Raw genomic sequence first — 22,536 nt, 5'->3', positions numbered from 1 at the left:
CCCTCCTCCCGCGTTATGGGGCCTGGGCGCGTCCGCGCGCAAAGCCGCCCGGCGTCTCCCTTTCACCGGTACGCCCGGGTAGGTTCGGCCCCATGCACACAGGGCAACTTCTGGGCTCGGGACGCACCGCCGACGTGTACGAACTCGACGGCTCCTGGGTCCTTCGCCGCTACCGCGACCGCTCCGACACCACGGAGGAGCTGGCCGTGATGTCGTACGTCCGCGCCTTCGGGTATCCGGTGCCGCGCATCGGCCCGCCCGCCGCCGGGGCCCGCCCCACGGATCTGGTGCTCCAGCGGCTGTCCGGCCCGACGATGGCCGAGGCCCTGCTGGCGGGGACCCTGGACGCCGCCGAGGCAGGCGCGCTGCTGGCCCGGCTGCTGCGCGATCTGCACGCGATCCCGCCGCGCGTCTCGGCCGATCCCGGAGACCGCATCCTCCATCTCGACCTGCATCCGGAGAACGTGATGCTGACGGAGCGGGGTCCGGTGGTGATCGACTGGTCCACCGCCGAGGAGGGCCCGCCCGGCTTCGACCGGGCGATGTCGGCGCTGACCCTGGCCCGGGTGGCGCTCGACCCGGAGTTCCCGGCGCCGGAGGCACAAGCCCGTACGCTGCTGGCCGCGCTCCTCGCGGAACTGGCCGCCGACGGCGGCACCGACCCCGCCGACCTGGCCCGCGCCCGGACCCGTCAGCACGAGAACCCGTTCCTGACGGCGCCCGAACGCGGCTGCCTGGACGCGGCGGTGGAGATGGTGCGCGGCTGCGCGCCCTGACGGACACGCCATCTGCCTGACCGGCGCGCGGCTCCGGCCGTGCGCTTGACAGGCATTCCCCCAGAACACCATGATTCCATTAATTGACTAATGGAATCGAGGCGAGGCGCGTGGCGGACACGAGCACGGCGAACGGGACCCCGGGCAGCTGGGCGCTGGAGGCGCGCGGGCTGGGCAAGCGCTACTTCGGCACCTGGGCGCTGCGCGACTGCTCCTTCCGGATCCCGGCCGGACGCATCTGCGGACTGGTCGGACCGAACGGAGCGGGCAAAAGCACGCTGCTCGGACTGGTGACCCGTCAGATACAGCCGACGACCGGCGAGTTGCGCGTCTTCGGCATTCCGGTGGACGATCCGGCCGCGATGGAGCGGTTCGCCTTCCTCGGCCAGGACAAGCCGCTCTTCAAGCGGTTCTCCGTCGCGGACACGCTGCGGATGGGCGCCGAACTCAACCCGGGATGGGATGCGTCGGCGGCCGAGCGGATCGTCCGTTCCGGCAACATCGAGATGCACACGAAGATCGGCGCGCTCTCCGGCGGCCAGCGCACCCGGGTCGCCTTCGCGCTCGCCTTCGGCAAGCGGCCCGACCTGCTGCTCCTGGACGAGCCGATGTCGGACCTGGACCCGCTGGCCCGCGACGAGATGAGCACGCTGCTGATGGCGGAGGCCGTCGAGCGCGGCACCACGGTGGTGATGTCCTCGCACCTGCTCACCGAGCTGGAGGACATGTGCGACTACCTCTTGGTCGTGGCGGAGGGCCGGATCCGGATGGCCGGCGACGCCGACGCTCTCGTACCGGCCCACACGCTGGTGACCGGCGTGACCCGGGACGGCCGGCTGCCGTCCGAGCTGGACCAGCACACCGTGGTCGAAACCCGCGTCCAGGGACGGCAGTTCCACGCGATGATCCGGCCGAAGGGCCCGCTGCCGGCCGACTGGGAGAGCGCCGAACCCTCGTTGGAAGAGGTCCTGCTCGCCCATCTGCGCTCGCCGGGGGCACCCTCGCTCTACACCCAGGGCGCCCGCGTCGAAGCCGAAGGGAACCAGGCCGCATGAGCACCCGCACCCTCACCGAGAACCCGACCGAACACCAGCCCCGCCGCCGCCTGTTGCGCGGACTGCCGTGGCTCGTCGTACGCCAGCACCGGACCGCGCTGGCCTCCGTCCTTGCCCTCACCGTGTTCGGCGTGCTCTGGATCGTGTATCAGCGCCACGAGATGCTCCAGCTCGTCCAAGCGGCCGGCTGGCCGGAGAAGGAGGTCCGGTACGCGGTCGACGACAGCCGGGGTTACGGCGTCATCGCCTCCCTCCTCTCGGGCCTCCCGCTGATCCTCGCCGTCTTCGTCGGCGCCCCGCTGATCGCGGGCGACCGGGAGAACGGCACGGCACAACTGGTCACCACCCAGTCCGTGACCCGACGCCAGTGGCTGGTCGCCAAGCTGGCCTTCGCCTACGGCCTCGCGCTGGTCTGCGGGCTGGTGCTCTCGGCCGCCTTCACCTGGTGGTGGCAGCCGCACCGCTCCCTCTTCTACACCAAGTGGATCGAAGGGCCGATCTTCGACAACACCGGTCCGGTCCTGCCCGCGCTGCTCCTCTTCGTGACCGCCATGGGCATCACCGTCGGCGTCCTGCTGCGCCGCCTGGTGCCCGCCATGGCGGTGACACTCGCCTTCATGGCCATCTCCGCCTACGTCTGGGACGAGATCCGGATGCGGCTCGGCCCCACGCAGATGTTCACCTACCCGAAGGACACCGAACTCCCGGCCCGCTTCGCCGAGTCGTACGAGGTCGACCGCTGGGTCGGCAACGCCGACGGGCAGCTCTTCGGCTGGGGCACCTGCGCCGAGGCCACCGACGAGGCCCAGAACGCGTGCATCGCGAAGCACGGCATCGTCAACGACGTCATCGAGTACCTGGACCACGACCAGATGGCGGCAATGCAGTGGACCGGCGCCGGCATCCTGCTCGCCGGTACGGCGGTCCTCACGGCGTTCGTCCTGTGGCGGGTCTCGCGCCGACCGCTGTAGGGACGGTGCGCATCCCCTACGTAAAGTGTCGGCAAACGAGCGGAAGGTGAAGTCGGTGGTCGTGTTCCGCATCGACCGGCGCAGCGGGGTGGCGACGTACCTCCAGATCGTCCGCCAGGTCGAACAGGCGTTGCGCATGGGCGCGCTGGAGGAGGGCGACCGGCTGCCGACCGCCGCCCAGGTCGCCGCCACGACCAAGGTCAACCCGAACACCACGCTGAAGGCCTACCGCGAACTGGAACGGGCCGGCCTCGCCGAGGTGCGCCAAGGAGCCGGCACCTTCATCACCCGCACCCTGGCCCAGCCCCGGTCCGGCCCCGACTCCCCGCTCCGCGCGTCCCTGGCCGCGTGGCTGGACGAGGCCCGGACGGAGGGCCTCACGGGCCAGGACGTGACGGCCCTGTTCCGCTCGGCGTTCGAGGTGGCGTACTCGGACGAGGCGGCGGGCTGAGGCGGCGGAGCACGGCGTCCTCGCCGGCCCGGCTCGCCTCGTCCGCTCCGGACCTCGGCCGGGCCCGCGTGGCAGGTCGGCTCAACTGCCGTCCTGCAGGCGTACGTTCCAGGCGCAGGCGACCGGGACCGGCGCGCCGCCGCGCGGAGCGCACCAGCTCACCGGCCCCCAGTCTCCCGCCTGTTGGCCGACCGCCACCGGCACGCTCCAAGGACGCCCGGAGAGCCCGCGGCCTACCGCCTTCACGCACGCCTCCTGGACCGTGAAGATCCAGGCGAACTCGCGTCGCCGCCGCGCCTCCGGCAGGACGGCGAGCGCCTCGGCGTCGGCCGGCGAACAGCACAGGCGCAGCAGCCGGCCGGAGGCGTGGACCGGGGTCTGCACGTCGACGCCGACGTCACGGTCCCGGCCGACCGCCGCCGCGACCCAGCCGGAGGAGTGCGAGAGGCTCACGCCCAGGTCCGGCCGGCCCGGCAGGTACGGCCGGCCGCCCGGATGCGCGGCGACCGGTCCGTCCTCCAGGTCCTGGCCGACCTCCCGCAGCAAGGCGCGCAGCAGCGTCCGCGCAGCGGCGTACTCCGCTCCACGCCACGGCGGCAACCGCGCCGCCGCCGCCCGGTCCCGCTCGGCGACGGGCAGCGCGTCCAGCACCTCCGTACTCCGGCCGACCACGTAGTGCACGCCCTCGGCGGCCGTACGCCATCGGAGCGGCCGCCCGGGTCGGAACGCGCTCAGAGCCGGTCCGGCACCCGCCGCAGCTCGCGGATCGGGCGGGCGATGAGGAGCGAGGAGGCGGTGAGGAAGGAGACCACGACGCCGACCATGAGCACCGCCTTCGTCGAGAACAGGCCGACCGCCGGGCCGGCCAGCGCGCTGCCGATCGGGTACATGCCGACCGAGCCCGCGACCTCGTACGCGTGGATGCGGTTGAGCATCTCGCCAGGCACCTGCGTCTGCACGCTGGTGGACCACATGACGCCCCAGACCCCGATCCCGGTACCGACCGCGACCTGCGCGGCGACGAGCATCCAGACCGGCCAGCCGAGCACGATGCCGAGCGGATAGAGCGGATACGCCATCATCGCCACCGCACCTGCGGCGAGCGGCCGTTCGGGCTTGTAGCGGATGGCCAGCAGCCCGCCGATGATGGTTCCGGCGCCCAGCGCGGCGTTGACCAGACCGAAGGCGCGCGCACCGTGCTCCGGCACGATGACCCCGGCGGCCAGCGAGAGTTGAGGGCCCCAGGCGAGCACCGCGTAGAACATCCAGATCACGATGACGCCCCAGAGCCAGCTGCGGGACCAGAACTCCCGCCAGCCGACTGCCAGGTTGTGCCACATGGACTCACCGGCCGGCGGTGCCGGCACCACGCCGAGCTTGAGCACGAACAGGCAGATGGCGCTGGTGCCGTAGGCGACGGCGGAGATCACCATGACCCAGCCGGTGGAGCCGAACCCGACCAGCGTGCCGGCGAGCGCCGGGCCGCCGAGGCCGGTGATCGCCTCGGAGGTGCGGAGGATGCCGTTGGCGCCCTGCACGTCCCGGGAGACCAGCGGGACGGTGGAGGCGGCGCCGGGCTGGAAGAGCGCGTTGGCGGTACCGGCGACCACCAACAGCCCGTACAGCTGCCAGAGATGGTCGATGCCGTGGATGAAGAGGAGCGCGAGCAGGACGTGCGCGACCAGGTTGGCCAGGTCGGCGATGATCATCATCCGGCGGGCGGTGAACCGGTCGGCGAGCACTCCGCCGAAGAGCACCAGCCCGGCGAACGGAGCGACCAGGAAGGCCATCGAGTAGCCCGCGGTCTCCAGCCCGTACCCGTCGATGAGCAGACCGGCGGCGACCGCGACCGGCAGCATGGCCCAGCTGAGCAGGCCGGCGCTGCGGCCGACGAAGTAGAACTTGAAGTTGCGGGACCAGATCGCCGGCTCTCCGGCCGACGGGCCGCCGCCGGAGCCGCCGAGGCCGCCGGAACCTCCCGGGCCGTCCTTCGGCGGTGCCGGTGGCGGAGGCGGTTCCGCCGCGGCGTGCTCTGCCAAGCGCTCTTCCATAGCCGTTCAGATCCTTCGGTCGTTGATCGGGATGGTGGTCATCGGGCCGACGTGGTCAGCCGGTGTCGCCGGGCGCCGCCAGCTCTCCGACCGTGACCAGCTCCAGGCCGCGTTCCAGCAGGCCCTCGACGATCGACGGGAGCGCCTGAACGGTCTGCGCCCGGTCGCCGGCGCCCTCGTGCATCAGGACCACCGAGCCCGGCCCGGCGCCCTCCAGGACGGTCGCGGCGATCTGCTCGGGCCCGGGCCTCGACCAGTCGCGGGCGTCCACGTCCCACATCGTCAGCGTGGTCGGGTAGCCGTCCAGCGCGTCGAGCACCTCGGGAGTCAGGGCTCCGTACGGCGGCCGGAACCAGGCCGGAGCCTCGCCGGTCCCACTAACCCGGGCCAACTCCTCAGCCGTACGCTCCAGTTGCTCGCGCAGCTCCGCCGGTGTGAGGTCGGGCAGGTACGGGTGCGACCAGGAGTGGTTGCCGAGCTCGTGTCCGGCCGCGGCGATCCGGCGTACCTCGTCGGGCAGCGCCGCGACATGGTGGCCGACGCAGAAGAACGTGGCCCGCGCCCCGTACCGTTCCAGGATCTCCACCACCTGGCGGGTGAAGACCGGGTCGGGGCCGTCGTCGAAGGTGAGCGCCACGCGCGGATCGTCCCGGCGGCCGTGGTCGAAGCAGCCTCCGGCCGCCGTCAGCGCCGCCCGGGCCGGCTCGCCGCGCTCCACACCTGCGAAGAACTCCTCGGCGCGCCCGGTCAGCGTGCCGCCCTCGGCGGTGACCCGGGCCAGCGCGCCGGGCGCGGTCCTGGCCTGCTCCGCGAGCTGTACGGCGGTGACGGAGCCGAAGCGCGGGCGCGGCGGCAGCAGCCACGGGTCCGCGCGGTACACCTCCAGGCCGGCCGCCGTCATCGGCCCGTCGAGCAGTCCGTTGGTGCTGTCCAGGACGACGGCCAAAACCTCCTGGCCGTCACCCAACCGACGCAGCCAGCCGATCAGTTCGGCGACCTGGCCACCGCTCCAGCCGCTCTCCCCGACCACTTGCCGTCCGGCGTCGTCCACGACCTCGACCCGGTAGCCCGTCTCCGTCCAGGCGATGCCCGCGTACCGCTTGCTCATCGGCCCTCCAGCGCGATCGCCTTGTCCACGATGAGCCGCTCGGCACCGCGCAGGAACCGCTCCATGCCCGTACGGCTGATGACGGCCGGGTCGGCGGTCATGGCGAGGTCCAGCGCGCCCGGCGCGGTCAGCGCGTCCACCGCGATCGAGACGTTCCTGCGCGGCAGGAACTCGGTCGGCCAGGTCAGCTCGGTCCGGCCGGCCAGCTCGCTCAGCGGCACGTCGGGCCGCTCCACCGTGTCGAACGGCGTGACGGCCGGGTCACGGGTGTCGTTCCACCAGTACGAGTGGTCGGCGGCCGCCTCCTTCTCGACCAGCCCGGCCACCTCGCGGTCCAGCGCCCACTTGTCGTACGCGGCATGGCGGAACGCGCTGAACGCGACGGACCTCGTCCGCCGCACCGCGTCCTCGAAGTCCCGGCCGGCGTCGGTGAGCCGGAACAGGGCCTCCTGTGCCGCCGTGGAGACCACGGCGGCGGCGGCCGGCTGGAACCGGTTGCCCACCACCACCTGGAAGAGCACCTCATCGCTCCCGGACGACAGCGCCAGCTGGTGCGAGACCGCGCCGAGCAGCACGACGGCGTCGCTCACGCCCAGCGCCTCCGCCACCCTTCCGACGGCCACCGCCAGCGCCGGCGAGCGCAGCAGCGCGTTCGGGAAGCGGCGGCCCGGGTCGTCGGCGAGTTCCGGCGCGGCGGGGTTCCGGAAGATCTGCCGGGGGCCGGCCGTCAGCTGCTCGACCCAGTGGCGGCGGGCCGCCTCGTCCCGGCGGCGGCCGAGCGGCGAGGCCTGGACCTCCGCGGCCTCCAGAGGCTGGGTGGCGGAGCGGGAGGCGCGGAGCGAGGCGGCGGTGGCCCCGGCCTGGACCGCCTCCAGGTCGCGGAGGAGCCGGCCGAGACCCCAGTAGTCCATCCCGGTGTGCGCGCCGACCAGCACCAACCGGTGGACGAGGCCTTCGCTCTCCACCAGACCGACCCGCAGCGGCCACTCCCGTGTGTGGTCGAAGGCGCGGCCGCCCAGCTCCTTCAGCAGCGCGGCGCCGGCCTCCGGGGCCTGCGCGGCCGTGCTCGTACGGACCACCTCCACCGGAAGCTCACCGCTGCCGTCCACGACCTGCTCCAGGCCGTCCTCACCACCGTCCTCGCGGCGCGGCAGGAACCGGGTGTGCAGGCTGTCGTGGAGCAGGAGCAGCTCCGTGAGGTCCGCGAGGACGCGGCCGGCCGGGCGAGGCGGGGAGACGGGGAGTTCGACGGGCAGGTTGTAGCGGGGCGCGTCGTCGCCGAGCCGGGAGACGACACCCCAGATCGCCCGCTGCCCCCAGGTCGCCGGGCCGCTCCCGGCTCTCGCGGAGTCCAGCCTGATGGTCCGGTCCTCGGCCGTCGTCATCGTGTTCCCGCCTTCCTTTCCGTTGCCTCTGTTGTCCGTGGTGGCTCTCTGCGGTGACCGGGCCGGACGCCTGACCGCGTCCGGCCCGGGATCTAGGCGGTGGCGAAGAGCGCCACGTGGCTGCGGCCGGAGCGCGGGTCCGTGTCGCACAGCACGATCCGCCGGTAGGCGCGCTGCCACTCCTGCCAGTGGTCGGCCAGCTCCAGCCAGAGGCTGGTGCAGTAGCCGCCCGGCGCCACCCGGTGCACCGCGCCGTGCGCCGGAACGTCCTCGGTGACCCAGGGCCCGAGGACCAGCAGCGTCCCGTCACCTCCGCCGTCTCCGAACTCCCGCTCCACGGCGGCCGTGGCCGAACCGGCCGAGCGGGCCCGGACGAACCCGAGCCCCTCGCCGCCGCCGGACCCGAGCACCAGCGCGGCGGCCGAGTCGGTCAGCGGCGTCTCCTGGACCAGCGGGAGCGCGGTGGGCAGCGTGGTCTGCTCCAGCACCGCGATCACCACCTCCGCCGCCCGGCCCGAGCGGTGGTACGCCGAGGCGATCCGCAGCGCGGTGAAGGGCGCGGCCAGACCTTGCTGGCCGATCGCGAAGTTGACCGCACGACCGCCGAGTTGCTCGGTCAGATGCGGTGCGACGGCGGTGAACGGCACCACGTCCGGCAGCGCGTGCGCGACGATCGCCAGCTCCGGCCGGCTGCGGCCGACGGCCTCGTCGGCGACGAGCAGGTCGACGAGGTCGCGGTGGTACACGTGCGGGCCGCGGCTCAGCAGCTCCTCGTCCGGCTTCTCGCCGAACGGCGTGAGCAGATCACGGAAGTAGTCGAGCGCGGCCGGAGCGCCTTCCGGTGTCCGGCCCTGCGGCGAGCGCACCGAGGCGGCGGCCCGTACGGTGAGCGCACTCATGAGGCCTCCTCCACGGCGCGGCTCACGACGCGCTCTTCACGGATGCGACTCATGACGCCTCCTCCTCCGCGCGGATCGCGGCCTCGACGTAGTCGGCGAAGGAGCCGAGCGTCCGCAGGTGGTCGATGTCGAGCCCCTCCGGGTCGACGGAGATCCCGGTCGCCTCCTCGACGCTCATCAGCATCCCGAGGACGGCGATGGAGGTCAGCCGCAGCTCGTCGAAGAGCGCGGTCTCCTCGGTCAGCCCGCTCACCGGCCGCTCCAGCACCTCGCTGAGCGCCTTCTCGATGGTCAGCAACAGTTCCTGACGTTCCATCAGGCACCGCCTCCCGCACGGTGGGTGATCACCATCGCGCCGAAGGTGGCGCCCAGGCCGACGGAGACCAGCAGATAGTGGGCGCCGTCGACCAGGCGGCCTTCGTCCCGCAGAGTGGTGTAGTTGACGAAGACGTCCGAGGCGTAGGTGTGGCTGTAGCGCGGGACGTTGTCCAGGAAGACCTTCTCCGGTGCCACCTCCAGCTCCTTGATGGTCTGCCGCCAGGCCAGCTTGTTGACGTTGTGCGGGATCACCAGGTCGACCTCGTCGAGCGTCAACTCGGCTTGTGCCAGCGCCTCGTGGATGACATCCGCGATCCGCCGGCCGTACTGCTCGCCGAACTCGGTGTTCTGCTCGGGAGTCAGCTCCAGCCACTGCGCGTACTCACCGAGCGTCCGGATGGCGAAGGACCGGACCACATCACCGTCGCCGTCCAGCGTGATCAGACAGGAGGCGGCGGCATCCGCCATGATCGAGGTGTTCGGGATGTGCTGGACCATCGGTGAGTACGCCTGCTCGCCGGTGACCATCAGCGCGTACGCGCCCTCGGCTCCTTCCGCGCGCAGCAGTTCGCCGAGCACCTCGATGGCGCCGAGACTGCTGACGCACGCCTGGTGGCTGAAGCCGAAGGCCTCGGCCTCGGTCAGACCGAGGTCCTCACCGACCACCTGAGCGATGTCCACATCGGGCGGGGCCACGGCCTGAGTGGTGTGCGCGTACGCCAGGTAGTCGACCCGGCCGCCGGAGGGCAGCGCGGCCAAGGCGCTGCGGGCGGCGGGCCGCAGCAGGTCCAGGAGCGGGAGTCCGGGGTCGAAGCGGAGAGTGTCCAGGCCGTAGAACTTGCGGAAGACGCCGAGCTGGGCCCGGTGCAGCCCGAGCCGCTCGCCCAGCTCCTCGATCCGTACGGTGCGCTCGGGCACGTACGACTCGATCCGCTCCAGCGTGATCCGCCGGACGCCGGCCGGCCGTTCGGTGGTCGCGTGCGCCATCAGTCCGTCACGACCTCGGCGCGGATCAGCCACAGCCGGTTGGCGCCCCGGCGGCCCCGCGGCTGCACCTCGTACGGCCACCGACCCTCGCCCGCATCGGTCTGGCCGGGCTCGCGCAGGTCGGTGGTCTTCCAGCCGTGCCCGGTCAGGAACTCCTCGGGCTCGTCGGTGCCGAAGAGCCACGGCGTGTCGTCGGCCGCGAGCGCGTCCAGGAAGCGCTTGGAGAACGGGCTGCGCAGCATGGCCCGCCCGAGCATGTCGAAGGCCAGGTGGCTGCCGGGAGCCGAGGCGGAGGCGAGCAGCCGCAGCAGCCCGCCGGCCTGCTCCTCGGTGAGGAAGAAGGTGAGCCCCTCCGCGACCCACAGCGTCGGCCGGCCGCGGTCGAACCCGGCCGCCTCCAGATCGGGCAGCCACTCCGTGGTCAGGTCGGCGGAGACCTCGCGCCGGTCGGTGCGCGGCTCGGCTCCGAGCGCGTCGAGCCGACGGCGCTTCTCGGCGATCAGCGCGGCGTGGTCGACCTCGTAGAGCTCGGTGCCGTCCGGCCAGTCGAGCCGGAACGCGCGCGTGTCCATGCCGGCCGCGATCAGCACCACCTGCTGGATTCCGCTCCCGGCGACGATCTCCTTGATGGCGTCGTCCAGGAACCGGGTCCGGATGGAGATGAAGGGGAGCACGCCGCCGCCGACGTACCGCTCGATCAGTTCGAAGCCGCGGGGCGCGGCCAGGTCACGCGCGAGCGGGTCGGTGAAGAGCGCGTCCTCCCGCTCGGACTCCTGTGCGCGGGCCGCGGCCATCCACTGGGCGGTGTACGAGACTGCATCCATGGTGAAGACCCCTCCTCGGGATCGGGCGAAACCGCGGGATCAGGCGAAGAACGCCTTCTCGATGGTCGCGAGCGTCTGGAAGTCCTCGATGTCGATGGCGTCGAAGTCGATCTCGACGCCCGCCGCGTCCTCGATGGTGTAGACGAGCTCGACGAAGGCGAGCGAGTCGACCAGCCGGCTCTCGATGAGGTCGACGTCGGCGGCGAGCTCGGTGCGCTCGGGGTGGCGGCCGAGGATCCAGTCCCGGACCTTGTCGATACCTGCGGAACCTGCGGAACTCATGGCATTCCCTTCGAAGTCACTGATCCGGTCGAGGTCATTGATCCGGTCGAGGTCATTGATCCGGTCGAAGTCACCGATCCGGTCGAAGTCATTGATCCGGCGAGATGGGACGGTCGGGACGGTCGCGAGGTGGTGGCCGCCGCGACGGCGATCGCGAAGCCGCCGTCGTGGCTGATGCTGATGTCGATGGGGCCGAGTCCGGCGTGCTGCGCCAACTCGGCCGCCACGCCGGAGAGCCGGACACCGGGCCGGCCGCCGGGTCCGCGCAGGACCTCGATGCCCTGCCAGGGCACCGGCCGGCCGACCGCTCCGAGCAGCTTGAAGACGGCCTCCTTGGCGGCCAGCCGTCCGGCGATCCCGGCCCGGTCCGGCTCGCCGTCCGGAGTCCGGGAAGCGGCCAGCTCACCGGCGGAGAGGAACCGGCCGAGCACCGGCCCGGTGGCGGGGTCGAGCAGCTCGCCGACCCGGGCGAGCGGGACGAGGTCGACGCCGATCAGCGGCTGGCTCACGACGGTTCTGCGGCGGTGCGTACGGCATCCGGCCCGGCTGTACGTACGGCGGCGAGCGCCACGTCGAGGTCCCCGTCGAAGTGCTCGGTCAGCACGGCGAGCCACCGCTCCAGCCCGAAGGCCACACAGGAGGTGTAGGCGTGCTCGCCGGAGTCCAGCCGGATCGAGCACCGCTCGCCGAAGAAGTTGCGGTGGGTGTTGACCGAGGCGATGGCGAGATCGCCGTACTGGAACTCGTACTTGACCGGGCTCAGCTTCTGCATCAGGGCCCGTCCGCTGTCGTTCCGGAAGAACGGGTCACCGGCCGCCTCGCGGCCCAGCTCGATGCCGAGCGCGGCGGCGAAGGACTGGATGCGTCCGGTGAAGCGGGCCAGCACCTCCTGGGTGTGGTCGAAGCTGCCGAGCGCGACGATCTCGCGCATCTGGAAGCTGGCGAGCCGGCGCAGCCCGCTGTAGTGGTCCTCCTTGCGGAAGCAGCGGTTGACCAGGGTCACCAGCGAGTCGTCGGCGACCTGGCCGCCTTCGTGGAAGAGGTACGCGCCGTAGCAGGTGGCGTGCGGCAGCCCGTACCGCGCCTCGGCCACGGCACCGGGCCCGAACCGCCCGTCCACCGGCTTGAACTGATCCTCCGTCAGCTCCAGCGAACCGGCCACCCAGGCGAGGTGCGGGAAGTTGGTGTAGACGTCGAACTTCTCCAGGTCGGTCACCGGGAAGAGCGGCGGAGCGCTGATCTCCTCGCCGCCGTCCGCCAGGCCCCAGCCGGTGAAGACCCGGTCGAGCTCCTTGACGAGCGCGGTGGCGCGCGGTCCCAGGATGGCCAGGGCCTGCTCACCGTCGCTGCCGGTCAGACGCGTCGGCCGCGTCGATCCGGCCGCTCCGGCCGCTTCGGTTGCTCCGGCCTCCCGGGTCGGTCCGGCCTCTCGGGTCGGTCCGGTCACCGTCATCGGATGAGTCCCGTCTTCTCCAGGAACTTGGCGGTCTTACGGAAGGTGCGCAGCTCGGCCTCGGCGCGTGCGGGCGACTCCAGCAGGGCCCGGCGCAGCTCGTGCGGACGCTCGATGCCGGCGTCGCGGTAGACCTGGGGGTGGTAGAGGGATTCGAAGCTGTGCCGCATGTAGCGGCGCAGATACGTGGAGACCTCGTCCAGCTCCTGCTCGGTGGCGGTCCGCTTCAGGTCCTGGTGGAGCAGGTTGACCAGTTCGCGGCCGAAGGCGATGTGCCGGGACTCGTCCTGGTGGTGGATCCGGTTGATGCCGCGGATCGTCTCGTGCAGCCGCTCGTCCTCGGCCATCGCCGAGTTGAAGTGGTCGACCAGCTCCTCGAAGATCAGGATGCGGGCGAAGACCAGCAGGCTCTGGACCTTGTCCGACGGCGCGGCCGTCTCGGCGCCGCCGGCGGGCTGCCGGTAGATCTTCTTGCCGTAGCGGAGGCAGAATTCGGCGAAGAACCACATGTGCTCGTTCTCCTCACCGATAAAGTGGTGGAAGAATTCCGACGGCGTTTCGAATCCGGCGGTGTGGATGCGGTTGACGACCTCGACGAGCAGTTCCCGGATGCCGTGGACATTGAGGCTGTAGAAATTGATGCTCTCGTGCTTGGACAGCGTGTGGAGCTGCTCGGCGCTGAGCTTCTCGGCCCACTCCGTGCCGTACGTGGTGGTGAGCTCGGGGCTCATCCACCACATGTCCTCCGGGAGCTCGTCCGGCCACTCGAAGAGCCGGTACGGGTTGTAGTAGTCGTCGATCGACTTGGTGGCGAGCCGGTCCAGGATTCCCCGAAACCGGGCGTTCCGGTCGATCACTTCGCTGACCATCGAGTGATTCCTCCGTTCGCTTCGAGGGCTCTTTTCTGAATCCAGATTAGGAATCCCGGCACGGATTCCTCAATGCCCGGAACCGGCTGCCGATTTCGGCCAGTGGTCCTTTCGGTTCTGGTCAGGGATTTCCCTCACGGAGGCGCTGGATGACCGGATCCGGCAGCCGTTTCCGGACAGCCGCAGGCCACGGGCCGGCTCCGGACAGCCGCACGGAGCTACGGCCGGGCGTCGAGTTCCGCGCGCAGGGCGGCGTTCTCCTGCTCCAGCCGCGCGAGGCGCTCGTGGAGCGGGGCCAGCGCCTCGGAGACCTCGCTCTGGCTGAAGCGCGGCGTGATGTGGTTGGGGCAGTTCCAGGCGTACGCCTCGACCCGGACGGTCATGATCTGCTCGACCCGGCCCTCGGTACGCGGCGACTCCAGCCGCTCCGCGAGCGCGAGATCCTCGTCGACGCGTACGGCGGTGGCGTGGCCGAAGACCTTGAGGCGGGCCTGCCGGGCGTGGTCGATGAAGAAGAGCGCGACCCGGTCGTCGCCGCGTACGTTGCCGGTGGTGACGTACTGCCGGTTGCCCCGGACGTCCAGAAAGGCGAGCGTGTACGGGTCCAGCACATGGACGAACCCCTGCGGCCCGCCCTTGAACTGGATGTACGGCCAGCCGGTCTCGCCCACGCTGGCGAACAGGAAGCCGTCGAGGCTCCGGATGAAGTCGGCCGACCGCGCGTCGAGCGGATCGGGCTCCTCCGCCTGTTCCCGCATCCGCCGCCCGGCCGCCGAGGCGCTGCCCATCTCCTCCTGGACCTGCCGTACCGCCGTGGTCTGCGCGAGTTGGTTGAAGCGGCTCATACGGCACTCCCAAGGACCAGGTCGACCAGGCCGGTACGGGCGGCCAGCACGCCGGCCTGGAAGCGGCTGCTGGCGGAGAGGTCCTGCATGATCGTGGCGACATGGCGGCGCAGCGTCCGCTCGGACATGCCGACCCGGCGGGCGATGACCTCGTCCTTGGCGCCGGAGGCCAGCAGCGAGAGCAGCGTGGCCTTGAGCTCCTCCATGGTCCCGGCGTAACCGGCCGCGCCGGAGTCGAAGTCGACGGCGGACTCCCAGACGCGGGCGTGCAGCCCGGCCAGGAAGGCCGCGACCGTACTGTCGTAGACGACGGCGATCTCGCCGTCCTCGCCGTCGGCCCCGGACGGGATGAAGGCGGTCTTCCGGTCGAAGACCAGGAAGCGGTCGCTCATCTCCTTGGTGGTGCGCACCTGACCGCCGGCGGGCAGGAGTTCGCCGAGGTGCGCGCGGGTGCCGGAGTCGCCGCGGGCGGTGTGCGGGTAGAGGATCCGGCCGCGCGCGCCGCGCCGGAGCGCCTCCAGCACCAGCGGCCGGGCCAGGCGCAGTTCACGCGTCTCGCGCGCCACGCAGGGCTGCATGACGAGGACTTCGGTGGTGCAGCTCTGCGCGGCCTCCAGCAGCCGGAGTTCGATCTCGGCCTGGTCGCCGGTGATCACCACCGGTTCGGCGCGGGTCCGCGACTGTCTCTCGAACGCCGCCGCGAAGGAGCTCAACTGTCCTTTGAATCCCTCCAGTCGGTGGCGGCTGTCGAGGATCTCCCGCTCCAGCGGGACCAGCAGCTCCATCTGCGCCGCCTCCGGGCTGACGGCCACCAGCCGGTCCGTCCGGCCCTCCGCCGTTTTGACGAGACGCAGTTCGCGCAGCACACCGACCGCCCGCTCGGCGTACGACGGCGGCGCGCCCAGCTCCTCGGCGATCCGCGCGGGCTCGAACGGGCCGCGTCCGATGGCCCGTTCGTAGAACGCGACGGCGAACTCGTCGCTGCCGTCGGCCCATGAGCCTTCCTGACCTGGGGCCTGTGCCACGAATTGCATCGTTACCTCATTCTCAGCGCGCGGATGATGGTGGCCCGGCCGAAGGAGAGGGACCCGGAACGCGTCCCGCACGGACGGCGGCGCGGGCCACCGTCGAGCTGTGGCAACGCGTCACCTCATGAGTCGGCACGAGGACTGGCCTTGCGGTGCGGTGCGGTGCTGTGCGTGCGGTTCGGTGCTGTGCGTGCAGTTCGGTGCGGTGCGTGCGGTGCTATTCGTGCGGTGCGTGCGGTGCGGTGCGTGCGGTGCGGTGCGTGCGGTGCGTGCGGTGCGGTGCGTGCGGTGCTGTTCGTGCGGTTCGGTGCGGCCACAGTACGGTCCTGGGCTGGTCGGTCTCCTCCAGCCGGACCAGAGGCGCGGATCCACGCAGGAGGCCCGGCCCCGGCCCAACAGACCGCCGCTGACCTGCACTTCCACCGGTCACCGCCGACGGCTTCACAGAAACCGGCAGAACCGGTCCAACTGCCGGAGTAGTTGTCCTGCCGCCGGAGCGGAGGCAGGACGAGACCACGGCGTACGGTCCCGAGAAGGCTCGGTCCTCAGCGGATCAGCTCCACACCGGCGACACTCTCCGGAGACCCCACCGCTCCTCCGCGACCGGAGAGGTCATGTGACGTGGGCATATGGCCACAACCCGGCCGCGCGGCCGCCTCCTCCCGCCGCGCCGCCCCGATCCGGCGCAGCGCCAGCGCCTGTCCGTCGTCCCAGTCCGCCTGGCGCGCGAGCTCCAGCGCGCTGCCGAACAGCTCCACGGCCTGCGCCCGGTCCGCCAGCAGCCAGAGGCACTCGGCGCGGCGGAGCTGGGCGGCGGCCTGGGCGCGCGGCTCACCGTCCGCCACCGCGGCGAACAGGCCGGCGGTCGCGACCTTGAGGCACTCGCCCATGTACATCCCCACCGAGAGGAAGCCGTGCAGGCTCTCCGCCAGCCGCCAGGCGAGGGTCGGGAGTCCGGCGCCGGCGGCCTGCGGGACGGCGCCGGCCAGGTTCTCGCGCTCGCTGTCCAGCCACTCCGAGGCCTCGCCGTGGTCCGAGAAGACCAGCGCGGCCGAGGCCGCCGCTCCGGCGGACGGGCCGGGTGCGGGCTCGGCCGGGTAGAGGAGCCGGGCCGCCGCGTCGGCGTGGTAGAGGTACCACTCGAAGAGCCGGCGCCGGGCCGCGTGCGCCTCCTGGGCGCTGACGAGCTCGCGGGCGTACGAGCGTACGAGGTCGTGCAGCCCGAAGCGGCCCGCGCCCCGTTCCCGTACCAGATGGGCGTCGGTGAGGGTCACCAGCAGTCCGGCGGCCGCTGCGGAGGTGGCGTCGGCCAGGGCCGCGGCGCCGTTGACGGAGACGTCCGGGCCCGGCATGAGGCCCAGGAGCCGGAACATCCGGCGGGCCTCGGCGGGGAGCGCGAGGTAGGAGAGGTCGAAGGCTGCCCGTACCGTCGAGCGCCGGTCGCCTTCGACGCGCAGCCGGCTGAGCATGTCGTCGCCGGCCAGCTCGGCGCAGTAGCCGGCGATGCCGGTGTCGCGGGCCACCAGGTTGGCACCGGCGATCCGGATGGCCAGCGGCAGCCCGCCGCAGACGCGGACGAGCCGGCGGGCCGCCTCCTCCTCGGCGGAGGCGGCGCACTCGCCGACGATGCTGCCGAGCAGCCGGCGGGCCTCGTCCGGGTCCAGGACGTCGAGGGCGAGCTGGCGGGCGCCGTCGTTCGCGACGAGCCCGGCGAGCCGGCTGCGGCTGGTGATCACCACCGCACAGCCGCGCGCGCCCGGGATGAGCGGTCTGACCTGCTCGGCGTCGCGCGCGTTGTCCAGCACGATGAGCATCTGCCGGTCGGCGAGGAGCGTACGGTACAGCGCGGCGGCCTCGTCCTCGTCGGCCGGCAGCTGGTCGGGCGGTGCGCCGAGCGCGCGGAGGAACTGCGCCAGGACGTCGCCGGGGCGCAGGGCCGGCAGCGGTGAGTGGCCGCGCAGGTCGACGAAGAGCTGTCCGTCCGCGAAGTGTTCACGCCGGGCGTGCGCCCAGTGCTTGGCGAGGGCGGTCTTGCCGACGCCGGGCGCGCCGACCACGGCCATCACATGGGAGCGGCGGGCCGGGTCGGGCGAGACGAGGGCGTCCAGGTCACGCATCTGCCGGAGCCGTCCGACGTACGAGCCGGACATGGCGGGCAGTTGGGCCGGGAGCGGCCCGGCGGCGGTGCGGCCGGCCGGTGCGGGGCGGTCCGGGTGCTGTGCGCGCGGCAGTTGCTGGCGCAGCACCCGCAGGTGGGCGTCGCGGACCTCGGCGCTGGGTGCGATGCCGAGCTCCTTGTCGAGCCGGTCGCGCAGTCGGCTGTAGACGTTGAGCGCGGCAGCCTGCTCGCCGCAGCTGCCGAGCGTGAGGATCAGCCGGGCGTGCAAGCCTTCGTGGAGGGGCTCGGTGTTGACCATGGACCAGAGGACCGGGACGGCCTCCTCGGGCCGGCGCAGGAGCAGCGCGGTGTCGGCGTAGAGGAGGACGGCCTTGACCCGCCGTTCGTTGACGACCACGGCGGCCGGATGCTGGCGCAGCACCGGATCGGCGTCCGCGAGCACGGGACCGCGCCACCACTGCAGCGCCTGGGTGAGCGACTCGTACGCGGCCTGAGGGTCGGGCGTGCGGTGGAGACGCTCCGCCTGGGCCAGCAACTCGTCGAAGTGGCCGAGGTCGGTCTGGCTCCGGGACGCCTGGAGGAGGTAGCCGGTGGGCGTGCGGACGACGGTGGGCGCGGGGGCGGTGCGCGGTCCGCCGGGGTCGAGGAGGCGGCGGACCTGGCTGACGTAGGTGTGGATCAGGCTCTGGTGCGAGCTGGGCGGCCCGGACGGCCAGAGGGTGTCGGTGATCTCGCGCTGGGTGGAGGGCTCGGGGTGCTTGAGCGCGAGCAGGCCGAGGAGCCGGCGCAGCATCGGGCTGGTGACGGGGACGGGCGCCCGGCCGCGCTGGAGGGCGAGCGGCCCGAGGATGAGCAGCCGGGGCCGGGCGGCGCCGCGCGGTGGCCCGGTACGGGTGGTGGCCAGCAGCTCCGCCAGCTCACTCCCGCTCAACTCCAGGACTTCGGCCAGCCGTTGCAGCGTACGGGCCTGCGGCCGCTGAACCCGTCCCCGCTCGATGTCCCGCAGCGCCCGCGTACTGATCCCGGCCCGTAAGGCAGCCGCCTCCTGACTCAGCCCGGCCCGCCGCCGGTACGCCTGAAGCCGATGCCCGAACGCCCCCTGCTCCCCCTCCGGCCCACCCGGGGACAGCACCTCGGCCGACGTCCGCTCTGACATGGCATCCCCCTCGTCCGATGACCACCTCCGCCGATCACGGCCCGCGGCGCCACTGCGGGCCGCGCGCGGCCGACTCTCCGGAGGCTTCGTCGCGGATCAGTTTGGACTAGACCAATAGGACAGGCAAGGGGGCATCCGGAGGGCGGAAGGGGGCGCCGGGTGAGGGGTCCGGCCGAGCCGGCCGGGCGTAGCGAGCGCGGCCGACTCCCGCTACGTCAGCCTGACTTCGACGACCATTCCGCCGACCCGGGAAGCGGCGCCGCCGCGGACGTGATGAGACGACGACAGGCACGGGCCATCTTCGCGGCCATGGGCGTACCGGCGAGGAAGTACGAGGTTCTCGACGGGTGACATTCCGGCGACCGGGCTGGTAGGAAGGTTGACTCCAAGGTCACCGAGAAACAAGAAACCGCAGGTCAGGTACCTGACCTGCGGTTCTTGGTGGAGCCGCCTTCGGGATTCGAACCCGAGACCTACGCATTACGAGTCCTGCAAGATCATCCCGGGAGGTGCTGGGCGGTGCCATCGAATCCTACTTCCGCTGATCAGGGACTTGCAGCCGTGATCGTCGTGACAGCTGGTCCGCCCCCGTGCCACCCAGTCCGCTCACGCAGCGCTCACGCAACGGCGACTGCCTTCCGGCCCGCTGCCCCCTCCTCTCAGATGTCACTGCCCAAACTGACGGCCACCGTAGGGACCGTTGGACTTGACGCTTCGAGCTCGCCATATACCCATGACATGGCATTCCTCGTCGACCGAAGGCAGCCCACACTTTCAGCCGACTCCCAAGGGTCACGAGTAGGCGCGCTTGCGGGCTCGTTCGTCTCGGATACTTGATTTCAGAGAGCGAGCCGGGAGCTCGCCGTCATTAAGACCGTGTCTACATGGTCGGTTTGAGGAGTCGTTCGTAGCAGCAGAGTGCGGCGGCCAGCCGAGGAAGGCCAGGCACCTGCCTGGTTCTCGTTCGTGGCGGTAGTTGACTCGGCGGTAGCCGGTCAGCCAGGACCTCGTCCGTTCGATGGTGTCGGACTCTCTGTGGGAGCGGGTAGAGCCGTTGCTCTCACACCGGTTTCGGCACCCTGGACGGAAGCCGCTGCCGGACCGGCAGGTGCTGTGCGGCATCCTCTTTGTGCTGCACACCGGCATCCAGTGGGAGTACCCGCCCAAGGAGGTGGGCTTCGGGTCGGGTATGACGTGCTGGCGGAGGTTGCGGGACTGGAACGAGGCTGGCGTCTCGCAGCATCTGCACGAGATGCTGCTGGCCGAACTCCATGCTGCGGCCCGCCTCGACTGGTTGCGGGCGGTAGTCGAGTCCAGCCATGTGCGGGCCGTAACAGGGGAGCCGGATGGGACCGAGTCCGGTCGATCGTGGCCGAACGGGATCGAAGCACCATCTGATCACCGACGGACAGGGCACCCGCTCGCCGTGATCCTCACCGGCGGCAACCACAACGACGTCACGCAGCTCATGCCCCTGCTCGACGCCATTCCACCCGTTAGAGATCGGCTCGGGCACCCTCGACGGGCAAGCCGGACTCACTCTTCGCCAACCGCGGATAAGACCACGACATCTACCGCAACCCGGTCCGCCAACGCCGCATCGTCCCGGCCATCGCCCGCCGCGGCACCGGACTGGGCAAATACCGCTGGGTCGTCGAAGTGTTAGCCGCTGTAAGGCGAGTTTCAGGCACAGGTTTGGCGGCCCTTCTCCACCGAGGACCGCACGAGCAGTTTCGGCCCCTGACGCATGTCCTGTCGCACCGGCGAGGAGTGATCGCCGGTGCGACAATCACCGATTATGCCCGACTCTCAGACGGACTCCATCCGGGCCCAGGCATGCTGGCAAGACATGGCGTTGCAGCCAGCGCCCTCACCCCCAGGGCGCCGTCCAGAGTAGGCACCGCCTTGCTCCCGGCCAGCGCGGTTCCGACCAGCTCCCGAAACGCCAGCCTTAACGAACGAATCTTTCTAGCCACCAGTGGCTCAAATAGCCAGAACACCCCTCAGTCAATTCGTCACATCATTACAAAAAATCCAAAACGGACACCAGCCTCGCTACGTTGTGACCTAAAGCACGCGTGGACAAAATACCCAAAACAGCCAAAACCCCTGCAGCGCTGACGTCAGAGAGGTCGACAGACTAGACTGACGTCCCATGTCGCTCATCCGTAATGCCGTCGACCCTGACTGCTTCAATCCGGCGCCGTCGCTCCCTTACCAGCTGCGCATTATTGACTTCGAGTCCGCAATGCAGGACGTCTACGATTTTTTTCATGACGTTAATTTGAATTTGCATGAAAAAGGGCTGCGTCGTTTTGAGGACATGCTGAGGCCGGCTATGTGTTCGGGGCTAATTTCAGACATGCTGACCTCTAGTCTCGCTAAGCACTCTCGCACTTTGTGCGAAAATCGATTTTTCAACGGGCACCCTGATCTAATCGTGCAGGGTATCTATTCGAACGATTCTGCACGCTCTGGAGAAAAGGGAATAGAGGTCAAGAGTACTGTCAAGCGCGGCGGCGCCGTTGATACTCATGGCGCAAGAACGCAGTGGCTGTGCGTCTTCGTATATGAGATCGACTCTGAAACAGAACCTGCCTGGAATCGATCTCCGATGAAGTTCACTGAGGTTTACCTTGGACACGTCGAAGAAGAGGATTTTCGACAGAATGGTCGAGGTCGGCTTGGCACCCGTACGGCGACACTCGACCGCGACGGCCTAGCTAAGCTCCGGCAGAATTGGGTTTACTTGGATCGCAATCCCTCTTGACGTTGACCCCGACCTTCATTTCTGCCAACTTCGGGATGGCGTCTCGGGCAATACGGACGTAAGATTCGTCGAACTCAATTCCAATACTGGAGTACCCAATCGCCTCGGCAGCTGCCAAGGTTGAACCCGAGCCGCAAAATGGATCCAAGACAACACCTTCACCCAAGGGAAGTATGGCCCGGACAACCTGCCGGAGAAAGTCCTGAGGCTTTAGGCTCGGATGGTTCGCAATATTGCGTTCTTTAGGGCGTGTAGGCGACGATCTGATCACATCACCAAAAGGCTGTTCGGCGCTAATACGACGTAGGCCGCCAGTCTTCCACTTGCGCAGGTTGTCGGCGATCGTCCCCTCCGGACGCTTACGGAAGAGCAGCCAAGGCTCCCATTGCGACCGCGGCATGACGCTAACATCCGCAAATTCTTCGTGCGCATTTTTAGGACGATCTCCACCGCGCATCGTCTGTACTAGGCGTACAATCTCGCCGCGTCGTTCTAGATCTGCCTTGTAAAGAGCAACACTCACCAGATGGGAAACGAGCGGGTTAGCAGCGACCATCACATGCCCCCCGGGGACAAGCACCCGCTTCAGTTCTTCCCCCCATTGTAGGAAGAATCGCTGCAAATTTTCTAGATCTGCACTAGTAAGCGTGGTGAATCGCGGCAACGGGGACCGTGTGTGACCGTCATAGGAGGGAGGGATTCGCCAAACTCCCCCTTTCTTCGAACGCAACTTCTTCTGCTCATGCGCGGTGTATTCAACCAACCCATACGGTGGATCTGTTACGCAGCCGTGGATACTGCTATCTGGTTGGCTGGCGAGCCAGTCCAGGCAATCACCTTGATAGAGCTTGGCTTGACCGTGCGTAAATACCGGGACCGGAAAGATACTGGGCTGCTTGCTAACTTTGGTCACTTCGAACCCAACTTGTACTGCCCGTGACCAGTTCGCAAAAAGAGCCTGGGCGTATTTAGCCGCAAGTAGGACCTTACCGAGGATGCCGGCACCTCGGAATCAAGTCTGATGTTTACTGCTGCGCAGATATCTTGCACATGACGCGCTTCGGGATAAGCTTCACCAAGATACGCCGTGATAGCATCGCGAACAACGCCCGGGCTGCGGCGTGGCGACATCGCTTCCCCCTCGTTAGACGTCCAGACGTCTGAACGTTACAGGACTACTTGGCCCCCT

22 protein-coding genes and 1 pseudogene are annotated in these 22,536 nt (G+C 70.0%); 6 read left to right on the top strand and 17 right to left on the bottom strand.

Going from position 1 to position 22,536, the window contains the following annotated elements:
* Positions 1-92 precede the first annotated feature (92 nt).
* The 4 genes from ABZ267_RS07180 to ABZ267_RS07165 all read left to right on the top strand — a co-directional run bounded on the left by ABZ267_RS07180 (position 93) and on the right by ABZ267_RS07165 (position 3,253).
* On the top strand, positions 93-776 hold the full coding sequence (locus ABZ267_RS07180; RefSeq protein WP_356754464.1) for a phosphotransferase: 684 nt from the start codon (positions 93-95) through the stop codon (positions 774-776).
* Between the two features lie 110 nt (positions 777-886).
* A complete protein-coding gene (locus ABZ267_RS07175) occupies positions 887-1,831 on the top strand; it encodes an ABC transporter ATP-binding protein (protein WP_356754466.1) in 945 nt (314 codons plus the stop codon).
* A complete protein-coding gene (locus ABZ267_RS07170) occupies positions 1,828-2,802 on the top strand; it encodes an ABC transporter permease subunit (protein WP_356754468.1) in 975 nt (324 codons plus the stop codon). The genes ABZ267_RS07175 and ABZ267_RS07170 overlap by 4 nt, the downstream gene beginning before the upstream one ends.
* A 46-nt stretch (positions 2,803-2,848) precedes the next feature.
* A complete protein-coding gene (locus tag ABZ267_RS07165) occupies positions 2,849-3,253 on the top strand; it encodes a GntR family transcriptional regulator (RefSeq protein WP_356754546.1) in 405 nt (134 codons plus the stop codon).
* 81 nt (positions 3,254-3,334) lie between these two features.
* On the opposite strand, the gene ABZ267_RS07160 is transcribed toward ABZ267_RS07165, so the two are convergent.
* From ABZ267_RS07160 to ABZ267_RS07085, 16 genes and pseudogenes are all read right to left on the bottom strand, one after another.
* Positions 3,335-3,934, bottom strand: a complete 600-nt coding sequence (locus tag ABZ267_RS07160; protein ID WP_356754470.1) for a 4'-phosphopantetheinyl transferase superfamily protein — start codon at positions 3,932-3,934, stop codon at positions 3,335-3,337.
* A gap of 50 nt (positions 3,935-3,984) precedes the next feature.
* Positions 3,985-5,292 carry an MFS transporter gene (locus tag ABZ267_RS07155; RefSeq protein ID WP_356754472.1) on the bottom strand — a complete coding sequence of 436 codons (1,308 nt, stop codon included), beginning with the start codon at positions 5,290-5,292 and terminating at the stop codon, positions 3,985-3,987.
* Between the two features lie 67 nt (positions 5,293-5,359).
* The gene (locus ABZ267_RS07150) at positions 5,360-6,412 is read right to left on the bottom strand and encodes a polysaccharide deacetylase family protein (RefSeq protein ID WP_356754474.1); all 1,053 of its coding nucleotides are present in this window, start codon (positions 6,410-6,412) and stop codon (positions 5,360-5,362) included.
* Entirely contained in the window at positions 6,409-7,797 is a 1,389-nt protein-coding gene (locus ABZ267_RS07145; protein WP_356754476.1) for a condensation domain-containing protein, read from the bottom strand. The genes ABZ267_RS07150 and ABZ267_RS07145 overlap by 4 nt, the downstream gene beginning before the upstream one ends.
* A 92-nt stretch (positions 7,798-7,889) precedes the next feature.
* Positions 7,890-8,696 (bottom strand): hypothetical protein, encoded by an 807-nt coding sequence (locus tag ABZ267_RS07140; protein WP_356754478.1) that lies wholly within the window; start codon positions 8,694-8,696, stop codon positions 7,890-7,892.
* Between the two features lie 49 nt (positions 8,697-8,745).
* Entirely contained in the window at positions 8,746-9,012 is a 267-nt protein-coding gene (locus ABZ267_RS07135; RefSeq protein ID WP_356754480.1) for an acyl carrier protein, read from the bottom strand.
* Positions 9,012-10,001 (bottom strand): 3-oxoacyl-[acyl-carrier-protein] synthase III C-terminal domain-containing protein, encoded by a 990-nt coding sequence (locus ABZ267_RS07130; RefSeq protein WP_356754482.1) that lies wholly within the window; start codon positions 9,999-10,001, stop codon positions 9,012-9,014. Before ABZ267_RS07130 ends, ABZ267_RS07135 begins: the two co-directional genes overlap by 1 nt.
* The gene (locus ABZ267_RS07125) at positions 10,001-10,825 is read right to left on the bottom strand and encodes an SAM-dependent methyltransferase (protein WP_356754484.1); all 825 of its coding nucleotides are present in this window, start codon (positions 10,823-10,825) and stop codon (positions 10,001-10,003) included. Before ABZ267_RS07125 ends, ABZ267_RS07130 begins: the two co-directional genes overlap by 1 nt.
* Before the next feature lie 39 nt (positions 10,826-10,864).
* On the bottom strand, positions 10,865-11,107 hold the full coding sequence (locus ABZ267_RS07120) for a phosphopantetheine-binding protein (protein ID WP_356754486.1): 243 nt from the start codon (positions 11,105-11,107) through the stop codon (positions 10,865-10,867).
* On the bottom strand, positions 11,104-11,616 hold the full coding sequence (locus ABZ267_RS07115) for a holo-ACP synthase (protein ID WP_356754488.1): 513 nt from the start codon (positions 11,614-11,616) through the stop codon (positions 11,104-11,106). The genes ABZ267_RS07120 and ABZ267_RS07115 overlap by 4 nt, the downstream gene beginning before the upstream one ends.
* Positions 11,613-12,560 (bottom strand): hypothetical protein, encoded by a 948-nt coding sequence (locus ABZ267_RS07110; RefSeq protein WP_356754490.1) that lies wholly within the window; start codon positions 12,558-12,560, stop codon positions 11,613-11,615. Before ABZ267_RS07110 ends, ABZ267_RS07115 begins: the two co-directional genes overlap by 4 nt.
* Positions 12,557-13,429 (bottom strand): diiron oxygenase, encoded by an 873-nt coding sequence (locus ABZ267_RS07105; RefSeq protein WP_356754492.1) that lies wholly within the window; start codon positions 13,427-13,429, stop codon positions 12,557-12,559. The genes ABZ267_RS07110 and ABZ267_RS07105 overlap by 4 nt, the downstream gene beginning before the upstream one ends.
* Positions 13,430-13,647: 218 nt before the next feature.
* Complete coding sequence (locus ABZ267_RS07100; RefSeq protein WP_356754494.1) at positions 13,648-14,274, bottom strand: pyridoxamine 5'-phosphate oxidase family protein; 627 nt, start codon at positions 14,272-14,274, stop codon at positions 13,648-13,650.
* A complete protein-coding gene (locus ABZ267_RS07095; RefSeq protein ID WP_356754496.1) occupies positions 14,271-15,308 on the bottom strand; it encodes a helix-turn-helix transcriptional regulator in 1,038 nt (345 codons plus the stop codon). The genes ABZ267_RS07100 and ABZ267_RS07095 overlap by 4 nt, the downstream gene beginning before the upstream one ends.
* Positions 15,309-15,847: 539 nt before the next feature.
* Positions 15,848-18,577, bottom strand: coding sequence for a BTAD domain-containing putative transcriptional regulator (locus tag ABZ267_RS07090; RefSeq protein WP_356754498.1), 2,730 nt, complete (start codon positions 18,575-18,577; stop codon positions 15,848-15,850).
* Between the two features lie 880 nt (positions 18,578-19,457).
* Positions 19,458-19,597: pseudogene (locus ABZ267_RS07085) on the bottom strand (IS5/IS1182 family transposase); the annotation flags it as partial.
* Between ABZ267_RS07085 and ABZ267_RS07080 the strand changes: the two are divergent.
* Together ABZ267_RS07080 and ABZ267_RS07075 are read left to right on the top strand one after the other, a co-directional pair.
* Positions 19,596-20,243 (top strand): IS5 family transposase, encoded by a 648-nt coding sequence (locus ABZ267_RS07080; RefSeq protein WP_356754500.1) that lies wholly within the window; start codon positions 19,596-19,598, stop codon positions 20,241-20,243. The pseudogene ABZ267_RS07085 and the gene ABZ267_RS07080 overlap by 2 nt on opposite strands.
* Positions 20,244-20,732: 489 nt before the next feature.
* A complete protein-coding gene (locus ABZ267_RS07075) occupies positions 20,733-21,347 on the top strand; it encodes a hypothetical protein (RefSeq protein WP_356754502.1) in 615 nt (204 codons plus the stop codon).
* Here ABZ267_RS07075 and ABZ267_RS07070 read toward each other — a convergent pair.
* Complete coding sequence (locus ABZ267_RS07070; protein ID WP_356754504.1) at positions 21,301-22,260, bottom strand: DNA methyltransferase; 960 nt, start codon at positions 22,258-22,260, stop codon at positions 21,301-21,303. The two genes, ABZ267_RS07075 and ABZ267_RS07070, sit on opposite strands and share 47 nt — an antisense overlap.
* Positions 22,261-22,536 lie beyond the last annotated feature (276 nt).

It is taken from the genome of Streptomyces sp. NPDC006174 (genome assembly GCF_040614075.1).
Classification (GTDB): domain Bacteria; phylum Actinomycetota; class Actinomycetes; order Streptomycetales; family Streptomycetaceae; genus Streptomyces.
This window is presented reverse-complemented; position numbering and strand designations above follow the sequence as displayed.

Coding starts and splice junctions, on each gene's coding strand:
- ABZ267_RS07075 (WP_356754502.1), top strand. CDS start 20,733: ATGTCGCTCATCCGTAATGCCGTCGACCCTGACTGCTTCAATCCGGCG.
- ABZ267_RS07170 (WP_356754468.1), top strand. CDS start 1,828: ATGAGCACCCGCACCCTCACCGAGAACCCGACCGAACACCAGCCCCGC.
- ABZ267_RS07145 (WP_356754476.1), bottom strand. CDS start 7,797: ATGACGACGGCCGAGGACCGGACCATCAGGCTGGACTCCGCGAGAGCC.
- ABZ267_RS07110 (WP_356754490.1), bottom strand. CDS start 12,560: ATGACGGTGACCGGACCGACCCGAGAGGCCGGACCGACCCGGGAGGCC.
- ABZ267_RS07140 (WP_356754478.1), bottom strand. CDS start 8,696: ATGAGTGCGCTCACCGTACGGGCCGCCGCCTCGGTGCGCTCGCCGCAG.
- ABZ267_RS07120 (WP_356754486.1), bottom strand. CDS start 11,107: ATGAGTTCCGCAGGTTCCGCAGGTATCGACAAGGTCCGGGACTGGATC.
- ABZ267_RS07080 (WP_356754500.1), top strand. CDS start 19,596: ATGGTGTCGGACTCTCTGTGGGAGCGGGTAGAGCCGTTGCTCTCACAC.
- ABZ267_RS07100 (WP_356754494.1), bottom strand. CDS start 14,274: ATGAGCCGCTTCAACCAACTCGCGCAGACCACGGCGGTACGGCAGGTC.
- ABZ267_RS07135 (WP_356754480.1), bottom strand. CDS start 9,012: ATGGAACGTCAGGAACTGTTGCTGACCATCGAGAAGGCGCTCAGCGAG.
- ABZ267_RS07105 (WP_356754492.1), bottom strand. CDS start 13,429: ATGGTCAGCGAAGTGATCGACCGGAACGCCCGGTTTCGGGGAATCCTG.
- ABZ267_RS07095 (WP_356754496.1), bottom strand. CDS start 15,308: ATGCAATTCGTGGCACAGGCCCCAGGTCAGGAAGGCTCATGGGCCGAC.
- ABZ267_RS07130 (WP_356754482.1), bottom strand. CDS start 10,001: ATGGCGCACGCGACCACCGAACGGCCGGCCGGCGTCCGGCGGATCACG.
- ABZ267_RS07180 (WP_356754464.1), top strand. CDS start 93: ATGCACACAGGGCAACTTCTGGGCTCGGGACGCACCGCCGACGTGTAC.
- ABZ267_RS07150 (WP_356754474.1), bottom strand. CDS start 6,412: ATGAGCAAGCGGTACGCGGGCATCGCCTGGACGGAGACGGGCTACCGG.
- ABZ267_RS07125 (WP_356754484.1), bottom strand. CDS start 10,825: ATGGATGCAGTCTCGTACACCGCCCAGTGGATGGCCGCGGCCCGCGCA.
- ABZ267_RS07090 (WP_356754498.1), bottom strand. CDS start 18,577: ATGTCAGAGCGGACGTCGGCCGAGGTGCTGTCCCCGGGTGGGCCGGAG.